14 protein-coding genes are annotated in these 14,944 nt (G+C 72.7%); 13 read left to right on the forward strand and 1 reads right to left on the reverse strand.

What is annotated here, in order from left to right; genetic code table 11:
- Nucleotides 1–66 precede the first annotated feature (66 nt).
- Nucleotides 67–1,377, reverse strand: coding sequence for an isochorismate synthase (locus tag ICW24_RS10660; protein WP_372360575.1), 1,311 nt, complete (start codon nucleotides 1,375–1,377; stop codon nucleotides 67–69).
- A 127-nt stretch (nucleotides 1,378–1,504) separates the two neighbouring features.
- On the opposite strand from ICW24_RS10660, the gene ICW24_RS10665 reads away from it, so the two are divergent.
- The 13 genes from ICW24_RS10665 (at nucleotide 1,505) to nuoK (ending at nucleotide 14,894) form a co-directional block, all read left to right on the forward strand.
- Nucleotides 1,505–2,200 (forward strand): demethylmenaquinone methyltransferase, encoded by a 696-nt coding sequence (locus ICW24_RS10665; RefSeq protein WP_226345692.1) that lies wholly within the window; start codon nucleotides 1,505–1,507, stop codon nucleotides 2,198–2,200.
- Between the two features lie 147 nt (nucleotides 2,201–2,347).
- Complete coding sequence (locus ICW24_RS10670; RefSeq protein WP_226345693.1) at nucleotides 2,348–3,640, forward strand: geranylgeranyl reductase family protein; 1,293 nt, start codon at nucleotides 2,348–2,350, stop codon at nucleotides 3,638–3,640.
- 115 nt (nucleotides 3,641–3,755) lie between these two features.
- A complete protein-coding gene (locus ICW24_RS10675) occupies nucleotides 3,756–4,118 on the forward strand; it encodes an NADH-quinone oxidoreductase subunit A (RefSeq protein WP_226345797.1) in 363 nt (120 codons plus the stop codon).
- 4 nt (nucleotides 4,119–4,122) lie between these two features.
- Nucleotides 4,123–4,677 carry an NADH-quinone oxidoreductase subunit B gene (locus ICW24_RS10680; protein WP_226345694.1) on the forward strand — a complete coding sequence of 185 codons (555 nt, stop codon included), beginning with the start codon at nucleotides 4,123–4,125 and terminating at the stop codon, nucleotides 4,675–4,677.
- A 101-nt stretch (nucleotides 4,678–4,778) separates the two neighbouring features.
- Nucleotides 4,779–5,450, forward strand: coding sequence for an NADH-quinone oxidoreductase subunit C (locus tag ICW24_RS10685; protein WP_226345798.1), 672 nt, complete (start codon nucleotides 4,779–4,781; stop codon nucleotides 5,448–5,450).
- Nucleotides 5,450–6,817, forward strand: a complete 1,368-nt coding sequence (locus ICW24_RS10690; protein ID WP_226345695.1) for an NADH-quinone oxidoreductase subunit D — start codon at nucleotides 5,450–5,452, stop codon at nucleotides 6,815–6,817. The genes ICW24_RS10685 and ICW24_RS10690 overlap by 1 nt, the downstream gene beginning before the upstream one ends.
- Nucleotides 6,817–7,659, forward strand: coding sequence for an NADH-quinone oxidoreductase subunit NuoE (gene nuoE / locus ICW24_RS10695; protein WP_226345696.1), 843 nt, complete (start codon nucleotides 6,817–6,819; stop codon nucleotides 7,657–7,659). Before ICW24_RS10690 ends, nuoE begins: the two co-directional genes overlap by 1 nt.
- Nucleotides 7,656–8,969 (forward strand): NADH-quinone oxidoreductase subunit NuoF, encoded by a 1,314-nt coding sequence (gene nuoF, locus ICW24_RS10700; protein WP_226345697.1) that lies wholly within the window; start codon nucleotides 7,656–7,658, stop codon nucleotides 8,967–8,969. The genes nuoE and nuoF overlap by 4 nt, the downstream gene beginning before the upstream one ends.
- Nucleotides 8,966–11,470, forward strand: coding sequence for an NADH-quinone oxidoreductase subunit G (locus ICW24_RS10705; RefSeq protein WP_226345698.1), 2,505 nt, complete (start codon nucleotides 8,966–8,968; stop codon nucleotides 11,468–11,470). Before nuoF ends, ICW24_RS10705 begins: the two co-directional genes overlap by 4 nt.
- The gene (gene nuoH / locus ICW24_RS10710; RefSeq protein WP_226345699.1) at nucleotides 11,467–12,891 is read left to right on the forward strand and encodes an NADH-quinone oxidoreductase subunit NuoH; all 1,425 of its coding nucleotides are present in this window, start codon (nucleotides 11,467–11,469) and stop codon (nucleotides 12,889–12,891) included. Before ICW24_RS10705 ends, nuoH begins: the two co-directional genes overlap by 4 nt.
- On the forward strand, nucleotides 12,872–13,729 hold the full coding sequence (gene nuoI, locus ICW24_RS10715; RefSeq protein WP_372360576.1) for an NADH-quinone oxidoreductase subunit NuoI: 858 nt from the start codon (nucleotides 12,872–12,874) through the stop codon (nucleotides 13,727–13,729). The genes nuoH and nuoI overlap by 20 nt, the downstream gene beginning before the upstream one ends.
- Entirely contained in the window at nucleotides 13,726–14,598 is an 873-nt protein-coding gene (locus ICW24_RS10720; protein WP_226345700.1) for an NADH-quinone oxidoreductase subunit J, read from the forward strand. The genes nuoI and ICW24_RS10720 overlap by 4 nt, the downstream gene beginning before the upstream one ends.
- Entirely contained in the window at nucleotides 14,595–14,894 is a 300-nt protein-coding gene (gene nuoK / locus ICW24_RS10725) for an NADH-quinone oxidoreductase subunit NuoK (RefSeq protein ID WP_226345701.1), read from the forward strand. The genes ICW24_RS10720 and nuoK overlap by 4 nt, the downstream gene beginning before the upstream one ends.
- The last annotated feature ends 50 nt before the right edge of the window (nucleotides 14,895–14,944 follow it).

Here is a 14,944-nt window from a genome sequence, read left to right on the forward strand (position 1 = left end):
GGCGCCCGGGCAACGCGGTTTCGCCGATCCGGCCCGCGGACGACCCCCGACCGGGCCCGGGGTGGGTCAACCGGAGGTGAGCGCCCCGCGCATGGGCACGAACTTGGCCTCGGACTCGGCGAGCTCCGAGGCCGGGTCGGACCCCGCGACGATGCCGCAGCCGGCGAAGATCCGCATCGTGCGCGGGTCGGCCGGATCCACCTGGCCGCAGCGCAGCGCGATGCCCCACTCGCCGTCGCCGGTGGCGTCCATCCAGCCGACGGGTCCGGCGTAGCGGCCGCGGTCCATCCGTTCCAGCTCGGCGATGACCGGCTCGGCCGCCGCGCGCGGCGTGCCGCACACCGCCGCGGACGGATGCAGCGCCTCCGCGAGATCGAGGGCGGAGGCCCCGTTGCTCGTCCGGCCGGCCACGTCGGTCGCGAGATGCATGACGTTCGGCAGGTGGAGGACGAACGGGGTCTCGGGGACGTTCATCGACGTGCAGTGGGGCTCGAGCGCGTCCGCCACGGACCGCACGGCGTACTCGTGCTCCTCGAGGTCCTTGCTCGAGCGGGCGAGCGACGCCGCGAGCGCGAGGTCGGCCTCGTCGTGGCCCGTGCGGCGGATCGTGCCCGCGAGGACCCGTGAGGTCGCGAGACCCTTCTCGAGGCGCACGAGCATCTCGGGCGTCGCGCCCACGAGCCCGTCGACCGCGAAGACCCAGGTCCGCGGGTAGCTCCCGGCGAGGGCCCGCAGGAGGTGGGCCACGTCGAAGTCGGTGCCGGAGCGCGCGAGCAGGTCGCGGGCGAGGACGAGCTTGTCCACGTCGCCGGCGCCGATGCGCTCGACCGCGAGCGCGACGGCCTCGCCCCACTCCGCCCCGGTCAGGGCCCCCTCGGCGATGGTGACGCCGCCGGTGGCCGGCGGCCCGGACGCCGCGGGGACCTCGGGCCCGTCCGCGAGCTCGGGCCCGTCCGCGCTCGCCCCGCCGGACGCGTCGGGAGACCGGACCACCTCGACGTCGGTACGCCACCACGTGTCCTTGCGGCGACCGAACACGGTGCGCGGGACGACGAGGGTGGCCCCGGCGGAGGACCCGGCGGCGTAGGCGAAGGCGCCGAAGGCGACGAGCCCGGACCCCGGGAGCGCCACCTCGTCCTCGACGTGGGCCGCGGCCACGAGGGCGTCCCACCACGCCTGCGCCTCGGCGAAGCGGCCGGGCCCGTGGGTCGTGACGGCGGCGCACCGCCGCAGGCCCACCATTCCCTCGCCCGCGCGGACCCAGGCCAGGGGCACCGCCGGGTCGCTGCCCTCCGGGAGCCGCCCGAGCAGCCCGCCGTCGGGTGGCGGGACGCGCACCGTCCTGACGCGCAGCGGGGGGACTCCGGCGGTGGTCACGACGCGCAAGCCTACGACGGGCCACCGCGCCGCCGGGCGGGGTCCCGTCGGTTCCCGCGCCCGTCCGTCCCGCATCCGCCCGTGTCCCCCGGGCCCGCGCGGCACGGCGTCGGGGAGGATGGGAGCCATGACCCGTGCCAGCCTCGACAAGCAGCCCCGCGCCGTCGCCGCCATGTTCGACGACGTCGCCGCGAGGTACGACCTCACCAACACCGTGATGACCGCCGGGCTGGACGCCTACTGGCGGCGTGTCGTCCGCGACACGGTCGCCGCGGCGCCGGGAGAGCGGATCCTCGACATCGCCGCGGGCACGGGGGTCTCGAGCACCGCGTACGCCGACGCCGGGATCGACGTCGTCCCCGCCGACTTCTCCCTGGGGATGCTGCGCCAGGGTCGCCGTCGTCGCCCCGACCTGCCCTTCGTCGCCGCCGACGCGACGTCGCTGCCGTTCGCCGACGCCTCCTTCGACGCGGTGACGATGACGTTCGGGCTGCGCAACGTGGCCGACGTGCCCGCCGCGCTCGCGGAGTTCCGGCGCGTGACCCGGCCCGGGGGCCGCCTCGTCGTGGCCGAGTTCTCCCACCCCCGCAACGCCGCCGCCCGCCGCGTCTACCTCGGATACATCATGCGGTCGCTCCCGGGCATCGCCCGGCGCGTCAGCTCCGACCCGGAGTCCTACGTCTACCTGGCCGAGTCCATCCAGCGCTGGCCCGCCCAGGCGGAGCTCGCCGAGGTGGTCCGCGCGGCCGGCTGGTCCGACGTCGGGTGGCGCGACCTCACGGGCGGGATCGTCGCGCTCCACCTCGGGCGACGCGAGCCCTGAGATACCCGTGGCGCATCCGGATCCGCCACGAAGGGTGTCCTTAGTGGAGGGCGCCGACGGGGCGGGTTTAGGGTCGAGGCACTTCGTGAACGGCGTCACAACCGCTCACAGCGAGCTCGTCGTGGAGAGGACACATCGGTGTCAGGCGTGGAGACCAAGGCCGAGTCGGCCGACGTGGTCGTGGTCGGAGCGGGCCCCGGGGGCTCGAGCGTTGCGGCCTATCTCGCCTCCGCCGGGCTGGACGTCCTGCTGCTCGAGAAGACGGCGTTCCCGCGCGAGAAGGTGTGCGGCGACGGCCTCACCCCGCGGGCCGTGCGCGAGCTCGTCGCCCTCGGGGTCCCCACGCCCGAGTCGGAGGGGTGGATCCGCAACCGAGGCCTGCGGATCGTCGGCGGTGGGCACATCCTCGAGCTCGACTGGCCGGACGTCACCGAGTTCCCGCCGTACGGTCTCGTCCGCACGCGCAGCGACTTCGACGACATCCTCGCCCGCCACGCGGTCGCCCGGGGCGCGCGCCTGCGCGAGCGCACGAACGTCACGGCCCCGATCCTCGACGACGGGGGCCGCATCGTCGGCGTCACCGCGAAGATCCTCGACGACGCAGGCCGGGCGACGGGCGAGACCCGCGAGTTCCGGGCGCCGCTGGTCGTGGCCGCCGACGGCAACAGCAGCCGCATCTCGCTGTCCATGGGGCGGCAGAAGCGCGACGACCGCCCGATGGGCGTGGCCGTCCGCACCTACTACACGAGCCCGCGCACGAACGACGACTACCTCGAGTCGTGGCTCGAGCTGTGGAGCGAGAACGAGGCGGGGGAGCGCATCCTCCTGCCCGGCTACGGCTGGATCTTCGGGGTCGGCGACGGCACGAGCAACGTGGGGCTCGGCATCCTCAACACCTCCGACGCGTTCGGCAAGGTCGACTACAAGGACGTCATGCGCCGCTGGGTGGCGACGATGCCGCAGGAGTGGACGTACTCCGACGAGACGATGACGCAGCCGATCCGCGGCGCCGCCCTGCCGATGGGCTTCAACCGGCAGCCGCACTACGACCGCGGTCTTCTGCTCGTGGGCGACGCGGGGGGCATGGTCAACCCGTTCAACGGTGAGGGCATCGCCTACGCGATGGAGTCGGCGCGACTCGCGGCCGAGGTCACTGCCCGGGCCTTCTCCCGCCCCGACGCGGCCGGCCGCGAGCGGGTGCTCGCGACCTACCCGGCCGTGATGAAGGACGCGCTGGGGGGCTACTTCACCCTGGGTCGCCACTTCGCCGCCCTGATCGGGCACCCCGAGATCATGCGGCTGGCCGTCAAGTACGGCCTGCCGCGCACGACGCTCATGCGTCTGCTGCTCAAGGTCATGGCCAACCTCGGCGAACCCCGCGGCGGCAGCGCCGCCGACCGGGCCATCGCCGCGCTCAATCGACTGACGCCGTCCGCCTGATGTCCAGGAGAGGTATCCCTACGATGGAGTACGGAATCCCGCAGGTCATGCCGTCGATCCTCGCCGGGTGCGGGGGTTCCGCCCGGAGCACCGGACGAAAGGGGTGGCCGTCGTGGTGAGCAGCCCGTACCTGCCGATCCTCATCTTCTTCGCCTGCGGGATCGCGTTCGCCGCGCTCTCGGTCCTCGGCCTCGGCGTCGTCGGCCCGAAGAAGTACAACAGCGCCAAGTTCGTGGCCTACGAGTGCGGGATCCAGCCCTCCCCGCGGGCCGACCAGGGCGGCCGGGTGCCGGTGAAGTTCTACACCGTCGCCATGCTCTTCATCATCTTCGACATCGAGTCGGTGTTCCTCTTCCCGTTCGCGGTCGCGTTCGACTCCCTGGGGTTGTTCGCGCTCGTCGAGATGGTGTTGTTCGTGCTCACCGTGTTCGTGGCCTACGTGTACGTGTGGCGCCGCGGCGGATTGGATTGGGACTGAGCTCATGGGTATCGAGGAGAAGCTCCCGTCGGGGGTCATGACCGCGAAGGTCAGCACGGTCGCCGGCCACCTGCTCAAGACGTCGATGTGGCCCGCCACGTTCGGCCTCGCGTGCTGCGCGATCGAGATGATGGCCGTCGGCACGCCCGACTACGACATCGCCCGGTTCGGGATGGAGCGGTTCGCCGCCACCCCGCGGCAGGCCGACCTCATGATCGTCGCCGGCCGGGTCAGCCAGAAGATGGCGCCCGTCGTCCGCCAGGTGTACGACCAGATGCCCGAGCCCAAGTGGGTGCTCTCGATGGGCGTCTGCGCGAGCTCCGGCGGGATGTTCAACAACTACGCGATCGTCCAGGGCGTCGACCACATCGTCCCCGTCGACGTCTACCTCCCGGGGTGTCCACCGAGGCCGCAGATGCTGCTCAACGCGATCCTCACGCTCCACGAACAGATCACCAGGGAGCCGCACATCGGCGACCGACGCAAGATCGCGCAGGCCGTCGAGCGGGCCGCGATGGAGGCGACCCCCACCCACGCGATGAAGGGGCTGCTGGCGTGAACGACGACGGACCCTCGACGACGCGGGCGCACGCCACCGGCGGCGCTCCGCTCGAGAACCTCTCCGGCGCGCAGTCGCCGGAGTCGCGCGACGTCGCCCAGGTGGGCGGACCGAGTGTGCGCGGCGAGCGTCACGGCATGTTCGGCGCCGCGCCCGGGGGCGATACGAGCGGCTACGCCGGTCTCGTCTCGCCCGTCCTGTTCCCCGGTGCCTCGGAGCGCCCGTACGGCGGCTGGTTCGACGAGGTCGCCGACGCGCTCGACGCCGCCCTCCGCCGCCGCGGGACCGACCCCGCCGCGGCGCTCGAGGGCGTCGTCGTCGACCGTCGCGAGATGACGATCCTCGTCCGCCGCGAACACCTGCCGCAGGTGGCGCGGGCGCTGCGCGACGAGCCCGCCCTGCGCTTCGAGCTCTGCCTCGGCGTCTCGGGGGTGCACTTCCCGGACCAGCACGGCCGCGAGCTGCACGCCGTGTACCACCTCCTGTCGGTGACGAACGGCTCACGCCGGGTCCGCCTCGAGGTCACGTGCCCCGACGACGACCGGCACATCCCGTCGGTCGTCGACACCTACCCGGCCACGACGTGGCACGAGCGCGAGACGTGGGACATGTTCGGGATCGTCTTCGACGGTCACCCGGCCCTGACCCGCATCCTCATGCCGGACGACTGGCCGGGTCACCCCCAGCGCAAGGACTACCCCCTCGGCGGCATCCCGGTCGAGTACAAGGGCGCCACCGTGCCGCCCCCGGACGAGCGGAGGTCGTACAACTGATGGCTGCGACGAGCGAGACGACGGCCCCCCGGGGCGAGGACGTGCACGCGGCCGGCGGCGAGGACGATCGCGCCGACGACTACGTGCTCCACGCCGAGGGCGGCGACTGGGACGAGATCGCCGCCGAGGCGGTCGACCACAGCGACGAGCGCATCGTCGTCAACATGGGCCCCCAGCACCCCTCCACCCACGGGGTGCTCCGCCTCATCCTCGAGCTCGACGGCGAGAGCGTCACGGAGTGCCGGGTCGGCATCGGCTACCTGCACACCGGCATCGAGAAGAACATGGAGTTCCGGACGTGGACGCAGGGCGTCACGTTCTGCACCCGCATGGACTACCTGACGCCGATGTTCCAGGAGACGACGTACTGCCTCGGGATCGAGCGCCTGCTGCGCATCGAGGACGACATCCCGGAGCGGGCGAACGTCATCCGCGTGCTCATGATGGAGCTCACGCGGATCAGCAGCCACCTCATCTGCCTCGGCACCGGCGGCATGGAGCTCGGCGCCACGACCGTGATGACGGTCGGTTTCCGGGAGCGCGAGCGGATCCTGCGCTTCATCGAGGCCGTCACCGGGCTGCGCATGAACAACGCGTATATCCGCCCGGGCGGCGTCGCGAACGACCTGCCGGTGGGCTGGCAGGACATCCTCGACACCGAGCTGCCGCAGCTGCGCCGCGGCCTCAAGGAGCTCGAGGCCCTCATCGTCGAGAACCCGATCCTCAAGGGCCGCACCGAGGGCGTCGGCTACCTCGACCTCGCGGGCTGCATGGCGCTCGGCATCACCGGCCCCGTCCTGCGGTCGGCCGGCCTGCCCCACGACCTGCGCAAGGCGACGCCGTACTGCGGCTACGAGACCTACGACTTCGACGTCTGCACGTGGGACACCGCCGACGCCTACGGGCGCATCCGGGTCCGGTTCAACGAGATGTGGGAGAGCCTGCGCATCGTCGAGCAGTGCATCGACCGGCTCCAGCGCGACGAGGGCCCGGTCATGATCGGCGACAAGAAGATCGCGTGGCCGGCGCAGCTGTCGGTCGGCGCCGACGGCCAGGGCAACAGCCTCGAGCACATCCGCGAGATCATGGGCACCTCGATGGAGTCGCTCATCCACCACTTCAAGCTCGTCACCGAGGGATTCCGGGTGCCCCCGGGCCAGGCGTACGTGCCGGTCGAGTCGGCCAAGGGCGAGCTCGGCGCGCACGTCGTCTCCGACGGCGGGACCCGCCCCTACCGGGCCCACTTCCGCGATCCCGCCTTCAACAACCTGCAGGCGACGGCGGCGATGGTCGAGGGCGGCAACGTCGCCGACACGATCGTCGCGGTCGCCTCCATCGACCCCGTCCTGGGAGGGGTGGACCGCTGATGGGCCACGCGAACCTGCCGAACTACGGCACCGCCCCCGCGCCCGAGAGCGACGCGTACGACGCCCAGGTGCTCGACGCGCTCCTCGTCGACGCGGCGGAGGTCGTCCGGCGCTACCCCCAGAAGGAGTCGGCGCTGCTGCCCCTGCTGCACCTCGTGCAGAGCGTCGACGGGTACGTGACGACGCGCGGCATCGAGTTCTGCGCCGCGATGCTCGGCCTCAGCGCCGCCGAGGTGAGCGGGGTCGCGACGTTCTACACCCAGTACAAGCGCCACCCCAACGGCGACTACACGATCGGCGTCTGCACGAACACGCTGTGCGCCCTCATGGGCGGCGACGCGATCTTCGAGCGCCTGTCCGACCACCTCGGCGTGGACCACGACGAGACGACCCCCGACGGGGCGATCACCCTCGAGCGGGTCGAGTGCAACGCGGCGTGCGACTACGCGCCCGTCGTCATGGCGAACTGGGAGTTCTTCGACAATCAGACCCCCGAGTCGGCGGTCGACCTCGCCGACGCCCTGCGCTCGGGAGCGCCGGTCCGCCCGAGCCGCGGCGCCGACCGGGTGTGCACCTTCCGGCAGGTCAGCCGGGTGCTCGCCGGGTTCCCCGACGGCCGGGCCGACGAGGGCCCCGGCGCGGGGGAGGCCTCTCTCGTGGGGCTGCGCCTCGCCAAGGAGCGCGGCTGGCACGCCCCCGAGCCGGGGCAGGCGCAGGACAACGCCGCGGACACGGGCGGGCGCACGCCGAGCGGTGGCCTGGAGCCCGGGCGGAGCGGATCGACGGACACGCCGGCCAACGAGCCGGACGAGAAGCCCGGCGACGGGAAGGTCGAGAAATGAGCACGCAGCTGACCCCGGTCCTCACGCGGTACTGGGACGAACCGCGGTCCTGGACTCTGGAGTCCTACGAGCGCACCGGCGGCTACACCGGCCTGCGCAACGCCCTCGCGAAGGACCCCGCCGAGCTCGTCGGGATCGCCAAGGAGTCCGGCCTGCGCGGCCGGGGCGGCGCCGGCTTCCCCACGGGCATGAAGTGGGGCTTCCTGCCCGAGCCCGACGGCGGCCCGCGCTACCTCGTCGTCAACGCCGACGAGTCCGAGCCCGGCACCTGCAAGGACATGCCGCTGCTCATGGCGTCCCCGCAACTCCTCGTCGAGGGGATGGCCATCACGTCGTACGCGATCGGCTGCACGCACGCGTTCGTCTACGTCCGCGGCGAGGTCGTCCACGTGTACCGGCGTGTGCTCCAGGCGGTGCAGGAGGCGTACGCGGCCGGGTACCTGGGACGCGACATCCTCGGGAGCGGCTTCGATCTCGACATCACCGTCCACGCCGGCGCGGGCGCCTACATCTGCGGCGAGGAGACGGCGCTGCTCGACTCGCTCGAGGGCCGTCGCGGCCAGCCGCGGCTCAAGCCCCCGTTCCCGGCGGTGGCCGGCCTGTACGCGCGGCCGACGGTCGTCAACAACGTCGAGTCCATCGCCTCCGTCCCGTCGATCCTCGCGAACGGCGCGGACTGGTTCGGCGGCATGGGCACGGAGAAGTCGAAGGGGTACGGCATCTTCAGCCTCTCCGGGCACGTCACGCGGCCCGGCCAGTACGAGGCGCCGCTGGGCATCACGCTGCGCGAGCTGCTCGACGTGGCGGGCGGGGTGCGCGCCGGCCACGAACTCAAGTTCTGGACGCCGGGCGGCAGCTCGACGCCGATGTTCACCACCGAGCACCTCGACGTCCCGCTCGACTTCGAGTCGGTCGCCAAGGCCGGGTCGATGCTCGGCACGCGCGCGCTGCAGATCTTCGACGAGACGGTCTCGGTCGTGAAGGCCGTGTCGCGGTGGATCGACTTCTACGCGCACGAGTCGTGCGGCAAGTGCACCCCCTGCCGGGAGGGCACGTACTGGCTCAAGCAGATCCTCACCCGGCTCGAGGCCGGCCAGGGCGTGCCGGGCGACCTCGAGAAGCTCGACGACATCGCGAGCAACATCCTCGGCCGCTCGTTCTGCGCCCTCGGCGACGGCGCGACGAGCCCGGTCCACTCCGGGCTGAAGTATTTCCGCGACGAGTTCGAGCAGGCGATGCACACGCCGGTCGACGTCTCGTTCCCGCCCCACCGGTCCACCGTCTTCGCGAAGGAGGACGTGACCTCATGACCGTTCCCACCTCTCCCGCGTCCGGGAGCAACGCCACCGACCAGGGCGGCAACGCCACGCTGCCGCCGAGCACCCCGAAGGTCGAGACGGTCACGCTGACCATCGACGGCCTCCCGGTCACGGCGCCCAAGGGCGCCCTCGTCATCCGCGCCGCCGAGACCGTGGGGATCGAGATCCCGCGCTTCTGCGACCACCCGCTGCTCGACCCGGCCGGCGCGTGCCGCCAGTGTCTCGTCGACGTCGCCACCCCCGGCCCCGACGGTGAGCTGCGGCCCATGCCGAAGCCGCAGGCCGCGTGCACGATGACGGTCTCCGAGGGCATGGCCGTCAAGACCCAGCACACGTCGCCCGTCGCCGACAAGGCCCAGCAGGGCGTCATGGAGCTGCTGCTCGTCAACCATCCGCTGGACTGCCCGGTGTGCGACAAGGGCGGCGAGTGCCCCCTGCAGAACCAGGCGATGTCGGCGGGCCGGTCGACGAGCCGGTTCACCGACGTCAAGCGCACGTTCCCCAAGCCGGTCCGCGTCTCGACGCAGGTCCTGCTCGACCGCGAGCGCTGCATCCTCTGTCAGCGGTGCACCCGCTTCTCCGACCAGATCGCGGGTGACCCGTTCATCGCGCTCGTCGAGCGCGGCGCGAACCAGCAGATCGGCGTCTACCAGGACAAGCCGTTCGAGTCCTACTTCTCCGGCAACACGGTCCAGATCTGCCCGGTCGGGGCACTGACCGGCGCGATGTACCGGTTCCGGTCCCGCCCGTTCGACCTCGTCTCGACGCCGTCGGCGTGCGAGCACTGCGCCGCCGGATGCGCCATCCGCACCGACCACCGGCGCGGCAGCGTCCTGCGCCGCATGGCCGCGCTCGACCCCGACGTCAACGACGAGTGGAACTGCGACAAGGGCCGGTGGGCCTTCCGCTACACCGCCCTCGAGGACCGCCTGACCACCCCGCTGGTGCGCGACGCCGACGGGCGGCTCCGCCCGGCCTCGTGGCCGGAGGCGGTCGTCGCGGCGGCCCAGGGTCTGTCGGCGGCGCGGGCGCGCGGCGGGGTCGGTGTCCTCACCGGGGGCCGGGTCACCGCCGAGGACGCCTACGCCTACGGCAAGTTCGCCCGCGTGGCGCTCGGGACGAACGACGTGGACTTCCGCGCGCGTCCCGGCTCGCCGGAGGAGGCCGACTTCCTCGCCTCCCACGTGGTCGGCAAGGGTCCGCACGTGGGAGCGGTGACGTACGAGCGGCTCGAGAACGCGCCCGCGGTGCTCCTCGTCGGTCTCGAGCCCGAGGAGGAGGCGCCCATCGTCTTCCTCCGCCTGCGCAAGGCGGCCCGCAAGAACAAGACCTCGGTCTTCTCCGTCGCGCCGTTCGCGACGCGGGGGCTGACCAAGGCCGGCGGCAGCCTCGTCCAGGCGGCCCCGGGCACGGAGCCGGAGGTCCTCGACGCGCTCACCGACGGCCTGCCGGAGCTGGCCCCCGTCGTCGAGGCACTGCGCGCACCCGGGGCCGCGATCCTCGTCGGCGAGCGGCTCGGCGCCGTGGCCGGCGGGCTCAGCGCCGCCGTCCGCCTCGCCGAGGCGACCGGTGCCGGGCTCGCGTGGGTCCCGCGCCGGGCCGGGGAGCGCGGTGCGGTGGAGGCCGGCGCCCTCCCGGGCCTGCTGCCCGGCGGTCGCCCCCTGGCCGATCCCGCCGCCCGTGCGGAGGTCGCGGCGGCCTGGGAGGTCGACGACCTGCCCTCACGGCCGGGTCGCGACGCCGACGAGATCGTCGCCGCCGCGGCGAGCGGCAACCTGGCCGGGCTCGTCGTCGGCGGCGTCGAGATCGACGACCTGCCGCGGCCCCGCCTCGCCGCGACCGCCCTGGAGAGGAGCTTCGTCGTCTCCCTCGAGCTGCGGCGCAGCGCCGTCACCGAGCACGCCGACGTGGTGTTCCCCGTGGCCTCGACCGCCGAGAAGGACGGTCGTTTCGTCGACTGGGAGGGCCGCGTCCGCGAGAACCACGCCGCGCTGGCGACGTCCCTGTCCTCCGACCTGCGGGTCCTCGACATGCTCGCCGACGAGCTCGGAGCGTGGCTCGGGACGCGCAGCGTCGCCGCGGCCCGCGACGAGATGACCTCGCTCGGCCCGTGGGCGGGCGCGCGTCCGCCGGCCCCCCGGGCCCGGGCGCTCGCCGTCCCGACCCCGGGCGAGGGCCAGGCCGTGCTCGCCACGTGGCACCACCTGCTCGACCTCGGCCGGATGCAGGACGGCGAGCCGTACCTCGCCGGCACCGCGCCTACGACCCACGCCCGCCTCAGCCCGGCCACGGCGGCCGCGGTCGGCGTCGAGGACGGGGAGCTGCTCACCGTCTCGACCGCGCACGGCGCGCTCTCGCTGACGTGCCTGATCACCCCGATGGCCGACCGCGTCGTCTGGCTGCCGACCAACAGCGCCGGCTCCCGGGTCCGCCCCGACCTCGACGTCGACGCCGGGGCCGTCGTCAACCTCACCAAGGGCGGTGTCGCATGAGCCTGGTCCCCACTCTCTCCGCCCTGTCGTCGCTCCCGGCCGAGGCCGGCGTCGGGGGCAACCCCGTGGCCGACTTCTCCGACACGCCGCTGTGGCTCGCGGCGGTCAAGGCCGTCGCGATCTTCGTCTACCTCATGCTGCAGGTCGTCCTCGTCATCTGGTTCGAGCGCCGTGTCATCGGCCGCATGCAGCAGCGTCCCGGTCCCAACCGGTTCGGGCCCTGGGGCATCGGCCAGACCCTGGCCGACGGCTTCAAGCTCATGTGGAAGGAGACGTTCGTCCCCAAGGGGGCGGACACCTTCACGTTCCTGCTCGCCCCGATCATCGCGGGGGCGGTCGCCTTCGTCGGGTTCGCGATCATCCCCGTCGGCGGGACCGTGAACCTGTTCGGGCACATGACACCGCTGCAGATCACGGACGCCCCGGTCGCCGTGCTCGTCGTCCTCGCCGCCGCGGGCGTCGGGGCCTACGGCTTCGTGCTCGCGGGCTGGTCCTCGGGGTCCACCTACCCGCTCCTCGGCGGGCTCCGTTCGACGGCGCAGGTCGTCTCCTACGAGATCGCGATGGGCCTCTCGCTCGTCGCCGTCTTCCTGTACGCCGGCTCGATGTCGACGTCGTCGATCGTCGCCGCACAGCGCGACCTGTGGTTCGTCATCCCGGCGTTCTTCAGCTTCGCCGTGTACGTCATCTGCATGGTGGGGGAGACGAACCGTCTCCCGTTCGACCTCGCGGAGGGCGAGGGCGAGCTCGTCGGCGGGTACCACACCGAGTACTCCGGCATGCGGTTCGCGATGTTCTTCCTCGGCGAGTACGTCAACATGTTCACCGTCTCGGCACTGGCCACGACGATGTTCCTCGGCGGCCCGGCCGCGCCCCCCGGGATCGCCGCGATCGGCGGCGGCGTCCTCGACCAGGGCTGGTGGGGCCTGCTGTGGTTCACGATCAAGATGTGGGTGTTCATGTGGTTCTTCGTGTGGCTGCGGGGCTCGCTGCCCCGGACCCGCTACGACCAGTTCATGCGCTTCGGCTGGAAGTTCCTCATCCCCGCCACGCTCGTGTGGGTGCTCGCGGTGGCGTTCATCCGCGGGGCCCAGCTGAGCTACCTCGGCGAGAACACGCTGCTCGCGACGGTGATCGTCGTCCTCGTCGTCGCCGTGGGGGCCCTCGTGGCCGCGTGGAACTGGGACGAGCGCCGCGCCCGCGCCACCGAGAGCGAACCCGTCCCCGACGAGATCGACCCGTTCGCCGGCGGGTTCCCGGTCCCGCCGCTGCCCGGCCAGCAGCTGCGTGAACCGGACGGCGGCGTCACCGCCGGCGGTTCCGGCTCCGGCGCGCTCGCCTCCTCGGCGTCGTCGACGCCCACGTCCATCCCGGCCCTTGGCACCACGAAGGAGGCCCACCGTGGCGGATCCGACGCCTGACCCCGCCCGCGAGTCCGACGTCCCCGCCCGCCGGGAGCACGGCTCCGGCGCGTCGGTGGCGCGTCCCGAGCCGGCGCGCCAGGAGGAACCCCGCTCGGGCTTCCTCGCGGACCTGTTCGCGCCCGTCGCCGGGTTCGGGGTCTCGTTCAAGACCCAGTTCCGCAAGGTCGCGACCGAGGAGTACCCGGAGGAGAAGCGGCCGACCGCGCCCCGGTACCACGGCCGTCACCAGCTCAACCGGCACCCGGACGGGCTCGAGAAGTGCGTGGGGTGCGAGTTGTGCGCGTGGGCCTGCCCGGCCGACGCGATCCTCGTCGAGGGCGCCGACAACGACGACACGCCGCTGGCCGAGGGCGGTCGCGGGCGGTTCTCCCCGGGTGAGCGCTACGGCCGCGTCTACCAGATCAACTACCTGCGCTGCATCTTCTGCGGGCTGTGCATCGAGGCGTGCCCCACGCGCGCGCTGACGATGACGAACGAGTACGAGATGGCCGACCACACGCGCGCGGACCTCATCTTCGAGAAGCACCAGCTCCTCGCTCCGCTCGCCCCCGGCATGGTCCCCGCGCCCCACCCGATGGTCGAGGGCACCGACGAGGCCGACTACTACCGCGGAGCGGTCTCGGGGCCGACTCCCGCGCAGGAGGCCTACGTCCGGGACCGCGAGGCGGCCGCGGAGGGCGCCGCCCGGTCCTCGGGGGCGACCGAGAGCCTCCTCGACCCCGGTGACGGCTCTCCCCGTCCGGCCGGGCACCACGCGACGCACCGCACGGCCTCACCCGCGACGTCCGCGGCCGCGGCGACGTCGGCGGCGACGAACGGAGGTGACCGGCGATGACCGGGACAGCGGAGGCGGTCCTCTTCTGGATCGCCGGTCCGACCATGGTCCTCGGGGCCCTCGGCCTCGTCTTCGCGAAGCGGGCCGTGTACGCCGCCCTGTCGATGGCCTTGGTCATGATCCTGCTCGGGATCGTGTACCTCACGCAGGGCGCCGACTTCCTCGGCGTGATCCAGATCTTCGTCTACACCGGCGCCGTGATGATGCTCTTCCTCTTCGTCATCATGCTCGTCGGCGTCGACGCCTCCGACACGACGATCGACTCCCTCCGGGCCCACAAGTGGTTCGCGCTGGTCATCGCCGTCGGGCTCGGTCTCCTGCTCGCCTCGTCGTTGTCGCGCGCCGTCTTCGCCCCCCCGCCGCCCATCTCGCAGATGAACGCGGACGGCAACGTCGCCGGCCTGGCCTCGCTCATCTTCGGCGAGTACGTCTGGGTGTTCGAGCTGACGAGCGCGCTGCTCATCACCGCCGCCCTCGCGGCGATGGTGCTCGCGCACCGCGAGCGGCTGACCCCGAAGCCGACCCAGCGGGAGTGGTCGCGGCGCCGGGTGCACGAGAACCGCAACGTCGCCGGCTTGCCGGCGCCGGGGGTGTACGCGCGCCACAACGCCGTCGACACGCCCGCGCTGCTGCCCGACGGCACGCCGAGCGAGCTGTCCGTGTCGCGGGTGCTCGCCGCCCGTCACCAGCTCTCGACGCCCGAGCGGTACTCCTCGGCCACCCCCGGCGAGGCGGAGCCCTCGGCCGTGGGGTCACCCGATGACGACGCCCGCCCCGATCGGGGGACCGATCCCGGCACGCACGTCGGGACCGACGACGCCCGGGGCCGCGGCCCGGCGCGCGGCAACGAGGGGGACGACGCGCGATGAGCCTGATGAACTACGTCTACCTGGCGATCGTGCTCTTCGCGATCGGCGCCGCGACGGTGCTCGTGCGGCGCAACGCGATCATCGTGTTCATGGGCATCGAGCTCATGCTCAACGCCGTCAACCTCGCCTTCGTCACGTTCGCCCGCATGAACGGGTCGCTCGACGGCCAGGCCGTCGCCCTGTTCGTCATGGTCGTCGCCGCCGCGGAGGTCGTCGTCGGGCTCGCCATCATCATGACGATCCACCGGTCGCGCCGTTCCGCCTCGGTCGACGACGCCAATCTGCTGAAGCTGTGAGGAGCGACCAGTGACCACCCTTCCCCTCTCGCTCCCGACGGCGGTGGCGG

This window comes from Agilicoccus flavus (assembly GCF_014857905.1).
In the GTDB taxonomy this organism is placed as follows: Bacteria; Actinomycetota; Actinomycetes; order Actinomycetales; family Dermatophilaceae; genus Agilicoccus; species Agilicoccus flavus.

Excerpts from the sequence above, each read along its gene's own strand:
- ICW24_RS10690 (WP_226345695.1), top strand. The coding sequence starts at position 5,450 with ATGGCTGCGACGAGCGAGACGACGGCCCCCCGGGGCGAGGACGTGCAC.
- ICW24_RS10680 (WP_226345694.1), top strand. The coding sequence starts at position 4,123 with ATGGGTATCGAGGAGAAGCTCCCGTCGGGGGTCATGACCGCGAAGGTC.
- nuoK (WP_226345701.1), top strand. The coding sequence starts at position 14,595 with ATGAGCCTGATGAACTACGTCTACCTGGCGATCGTGCTCTTCGCGATC.
- nuoE (WP_226345696.1), top strand. The coding sequence starts at position 6,817 with ATGGGCCACGCGAACCTGCCGAACTACGGCACCGCCCCCGCGCCCGAG.
- ICW24_RS10665 (WP_226345692.1), top strand. The coding sequence starts at position 1,505 with ATGACCCGTGCCAGCCTCGACAAGCAGCCCCGCGCCGTCGCCGCCATG.
- nuoF (WP_226345697.1), top strand. The coding sequence starts at position 7,656 with ATGAGCACGCAGCTGACCCCGGTCCTCACGCGGTACTGGGACGAACCG.
- nuoH (WP_226345699.1), top strand. The coding sequence starts at position 11,467 with ATGAGCCTGGTCCCCACTCTCTCCGCCCTGTCGTCGCTCCCGGCCGAG.
- ICW24_RS10720 (WP_226345700.1), top strand. The coding sequence starts at position 13,726 with ATGACCGGGACAGCGGAGGCGGTCCTCTTCTGGATCGCCGGTCCGACC.
- ICW24_RS10705 (WP_226345698.1), top strand. The coding sequence starts at position 8,966 with ATGACCGTTCCCACCTCTCCCGCGTCCGGGAGCAACGCCACCGACCAG.